The sequence below is a fragment of the Kitasatospora sp. NPDC005748 genome, from assembly GCF_040630735.1.
Taxonomy (GTDB): Bacteria; Actinomycetota; Actinomycetes; order Streptomycetales; family Streptomycetaceae; genus Kitasatospora.
In genome coordinates, this window is the sequence record NZ_JBEXYD010000144.1 from 1 (window position 1) to 3,828 (window position 3,828).

Here is a 3,828-nt window from a genome sequence, read left to right on the forward strand (position 1 = left end):
GCCGCCCTGCTGAGGCTCGGCGACGGAACCGAAATCCGCGCCCGCGGCTACACCAGCCGCCACCCGTCGCCGACCCGCCCCGAACCATGTCGGCCGCGGGCACCGTCGCCACTACGGCCGGGGGCGCGCACCCCACGGTTCGGGCACGCCCACCCGCACGTCGAGGTCCCACAGGACGCACTCCTCACCGGGCCGGGCCACGAACGACCAGGCCACGGTGGTGCGGCGCAGCTGTTCCGCCATCGATCCGGCGCGCCGCGCGCTGCCGGCGAGTTCTCCACCCTGCGGATGGTGGTGGAGGAACCGCCCGTAGGCCGTCCGGCAGAAGGCCGCGTAGCGCTCGGTGCAGAGGATCAGCCCGTGCCACGCCTCGTCCACGGCGAACGACGGCATGCCGATGACCTGCCGGTCCAGCATCGCCGCCCCGCAGCAGCGCAGCCACTGGCGCAGCCCGGTCTCGACCAGCTCGCGCGGTTCGAACGGGCACGTCCGGTAGACGGCGGGGGGCAGTTCGAGCGCGTCGACGGCCGCCTGCACGCGGTCGACGCGACGGGAGTACGTTCGTGAGAGCACGCCTGCTCCGTTCCCGGCGGCCGGGCGCTCAGCTGCCGCCGCAGCCGCCGCCGCAACCCCCTCCGCCACAGCCTCCCCCGCCGCAACCGCCGCCGCTGCCGCCGGAATCGCCGCCGCGGTAACGGGACTTCCTCTTCCGGTCCCCGCCGTCCGTCATCGAGCCGGCGATGATGCCGAACAGGACGAGTCCGGCCAGAATGACGATGCCGATGATGATCATCTATCCACTCCCCCAGTTGGCGCCGGACGAGGTGCCTGACGACCTGCGGCGCGCGGATTCCGCCCCGCTCGCACGGGCCCTCGGAATGCGGATCCGGCCGCGCCAGGACGGCCCCCGTCTGCGGCGATACTTCATTATGCTCGGAGGGTCTGACACTGAAACGACGTCAGATCGCCGGTGCGGCAAGCCAGCTGCCGTGCGGAGCCGGCGAGGGTGGGCGAGGACGGAGTCGAACCGTCACAGCCGAAGCGGGGGTGTTACCGACCCCTGGGCCCTCCCGTGCCCAGCTCACCCTCGGCGGAGGCGCCGCGCCGAAAAGGCCGCCTCGGGGACCCTCCCCCGAGGCGGCCCGGCCGGCGGCCGACGGGCGCACTACGAGGACGTCCCCCGGATCCAGGAGCACCGGAAGCGCTGACACGGGGAGCGGGTGAAGGCGTGCACGGTCGCGCTCCTTCCTGGTGGTTCGGCGCGATGCGCCCACTGTGACGCCCGCCCGGCGGACGGGGCAACCGACTTACGACGACACCGCCCGGCCCGTCGCCGCGGACGACGCACGGACCGGGCGACCGGGGTCAGGGGTGCTCACCGGGCGGCCGGGCCCGCCGCGGCCGCGTGCCGGGCACGGGCGAGCGTCGGATAGCGGACCGTGAACAGGAGCGGCAGGACGAACGTGGCGACGGTGAGCAGGGTGCGGGCGTCGCCCGCGTCCGGCCGGTAGTGGCGCAGCAGCGCGCCACCGAGGCCGGCGAGGGTGAACGCGGCCGCCCACACCGCGGTGATGACGCGGTTGACCCGGAGGAACAGCGGACTCTTCCAGACGTGCTCGGGGGTCTGGGTGCGGGCGATGCCGAGGGTGAAGGGCCGGCCGAGCGCGAGCGAGCCCCAGGCGGTGGCCGCCAGCCAGAGCGAGGACAGCGGCGGGCCGTAGTGGGCGACGGCGGTGGAGTCGGGCGCGGCGAAGGCGGCGCAGGTGTAGCCGGCCAGGAAGACGACGGCACTGGCCTCGATCACCAGGGCGTCCCAGCCCCGGCCGGCGCGGCGCTGGGTCACCACGAGCGCGAGGGCCAGCAGGAGGCCGGTGAGCGCGGCCCAGCGGAGGTCGACGGTGCCGGTGAGGACCGCGACGGCGATCCACGGGGCAAAACTGCGGAGGTGGCCCATGACGATGTCTCCCCTGTTGAACGTGCGATGCGGTGTCGAGCGTGCGATCCGGTGCCGATCGTGCGGTCCGCTGTCGATCGACGCCGCGGGCGGTCGCTCCGCCCGGCAATCCCTCAGCCTGTCAAGCACCCGCTCTCGGCGGAACGGGCAGAGAGTGCAAGACTTGATGCAGGAAACTGCACGGACCCGGGGGCGGCCATGAGTTTGCAGAGCTTGGGTCTGACGGACGACCAGGAGCGCGTCTACCGCTACGTGCTGCGTACCCGGCCGGGCGATCCCGACACCGCGGGCGCGGACCTGGGCCTGCCCGATGTACGGGCGGTCCTCGGGGAGTTGCGGGACCTGGGGCTGCTCGACGCGACGCTGGCCCCGCTGCCGCCCGCGGCCGCCGTCGACCTGCTCGTCCGCCGCCGCGTGGAGCACACCTCCCGTGAACTGGCCCGGCTCGACTCCGCGTTCGACGTGGTGTGGGAGCTCGCCGAGGAGGCCCGCCACGGTCGCCGCGTCGAGCTCGTCGAGCGCATCAGGGACACCGCGCAGGTCACCCACCGGATCCGCACGATGCCGGGACGCGTCGAGACGCTGAACGCCAAACCGCTGCCCCGCAGCGGGGTTCCGCTCCGCGACGAAACGGCCCTCCGGTTCCGGCGGGCGCTCGCCGACGGGATGGCCTGCCGCACCCTCGTCAGCACGGTGGCGCTCGACCGGCCCGAGCAGATGGCCTACGCCCGGCACTGGCACGACCTGGGCGACGTCCACCGCGTGACGCCCGAACCGTTCCGCCGGCTGCTCATCGTCGACCGGCGGGTCGCCTTCGTCCGCCTCGACCCCGCCCGGCCGGAGTCGGACACCCTGCAGATCGGCCAACCCGGGATCGTCGCCGCGCTGGTCGACCTGTTCGAAGGGCTCTGGACCCGCGCCACCGACCTCGACCACCTCGACCTCACCACCGTCGAGGCCCAGGTCCTGCGCACCCTGAGCGAGCACAGCAAGGACGAGAACGCGGCCCGCGAGCTGAACATCTCCCTGCGCACGTACCGCACCCACGTCGCCGGCCTGATGACCCGCCTCGGCGCCACCACCCGCTTCCAGGCCGCCCTGCGCGCCAAGGAGCGCGGCTGGCTGTGAACCCGGCGCCGGGCCCGGGACGGGCGTCGACGCGCCTGCGCCGCCAGGGCGGTCCCACTGGATAGCGTGACCGGCGAGAACCACGGACAGCCACCAGGAGGACACGCAATGTCAGATCCGGCGAAGCGCCGCATCTTCTCCATGCTGGACACGGACGGCGACGGCGTCATCTCGCGGGCGGAGTACGCCGCCCGGGTCGACCGGGCGGCCGCGGCCGTGGGGCGCGACGCCCGGGACCCGCTCGTCGTCGCGGCCCGGACCGCCCACGAGGAGGTCTGGCGCCAGATGGACGCCGACCACGATTCCCGCGTCACCTTCGAGGAGTACCGCTCCTGGGCGGGACACGACGCGTTCGAGGCGACCTGCCGGCCCGCCCTCGGCTCGCTGTTCGACCTCGCCGACGCCGACGCCGACGGCCGCCTCACCCGCGAGGAGTTCAGCCGGCTGCGCACCGCGACCGGGAACGCGGAGGGCGACGTCGACGCGGCCTTCGACGCCCTCGACCCCGACGGCGGCGGCACCGTCGACCGCGACACCTACCTGGCGGCCATCCGGGACTTCCTCACCACCGGCACCTCCTCGATGGCGAGCGTGTACGGCGACGGCCGACCCGCGCCGGCGCCGGTCCCGTCCCCCTGAGCCACTCGCCCCGGGCCGGTGGTCCGGCCGGAACGAGGCGAACCGGCGCAGCGCCATCAGGGTGTCCATGGTCTCGCCGGACTGCGAGATCGCGATGACCAGCGTGC

5 protein-coding genes are annotated in these 3,828 nt (G+C 74.0%); 2 read left to right on the top strand and 3 right to left on the bottom strand.

Annotation, left to right across the window (positions count from 1 at the left end):
- Nucleotides 1-111: 111 nt before the first annotated feature.
- The 3 genes from ABZ495_RS36865 to ABZ495_RS36875 form a co-directional block, all read right to left on the bottom strand.
- The gene (locus tag ABZ495_RS36865) at nt 112-573 is read right to left on the bottom strand and encodes a hypothetical protein (RefSeq protein ID WP_359809765.1); all 462 of its coding nucleotides are present in this window, start codon (nt 571-573) and stop codon (nt 112-114) included.
- Between the two features lie 28 nt (nt 574-601).
- A complete protein-coding gene (locus ABZ495_RS36870; RefSeq protein ID WP_359809767.1) occupies nt 602-793 on the bottom strand; it encodes a hypothetical protein in 192 nt (63 codons plus the stop codon).
- A gap of 582 nt (nt 794-1,375) precedes the next feature.
- Entirely contained in the window at nt 1,376-1,954 is a 579-nt protein-coding gene (locus tag ABZ495_RS36875; RefSeq protein WP_329491616.1) for a hypothetical protein, read from the bottom strand.
- A 198-nt stretch (nt 1,955-2,152) separates the two neighbouring features.
- Here ABZ495_RS36875 and ABZ495_RS36880 point away from each other — a divergent pair, with 198 nt between their 5' ends.
- Both ABZ495_RS36880 and ABZ495_RS36885 read left to right on the top strand, forming a co-directional pair.
- Complete coding sequence (locus ABZ495_RS36880) at nt 2,153-3,082, top strand: LuxR C-terminal-related transcriptional regulator (protein WP_359840354.1); 930 nt, start codon at nt 2,153-2,155, stop codon at nt 3,080-3,082.
- 108 nt (nt 3,083-3,190) lie between these two features.
- Nucleotides 3,191-3,721: an EF-hand domain-containing protein gene (locus ABZ495_RS36885; protein ID WP_329491614.1), complete on the top strand. Its 531-nt coding sequence runs from the start codon at nt 3,191-3,193 to the stop codon at nt 3,719-3,721.
- Nucleotides 3,722-3,828: the final 107 nt, after the last annotated feature.

Coding starts and splice junctions, on each gene's coding strand:
- ABZ495_RS36870 (WP_359809767.1), bottom strand. CDS start 793: ATGATCATCATCGGCATCGTCATTCTGGCCGGACTCGTCCTGTTCGGC.
- ABZ495_RS36875 (WP_329491616.1), bottom strand. CDS start 1,954: ATGGGCCACCTCCGCAGTTTTGCCCCGTGGATCGCCGTCGCGGTCCTC.
- ABZ495_RS36880 (WP_359840354.1), top strand. CDS start 2,153: ATGAGTTTGCAGAGCTTGGGTCTGACGGACGACCAGGAGCGCGTCTAC.
- ABZ495_RS36885 (WP_329491614.1), top strand. CDS start 3,191: ATGTCAGATCCGGCGAAGCGCCGCATCTTCTCCATGCTGGACACGGAC.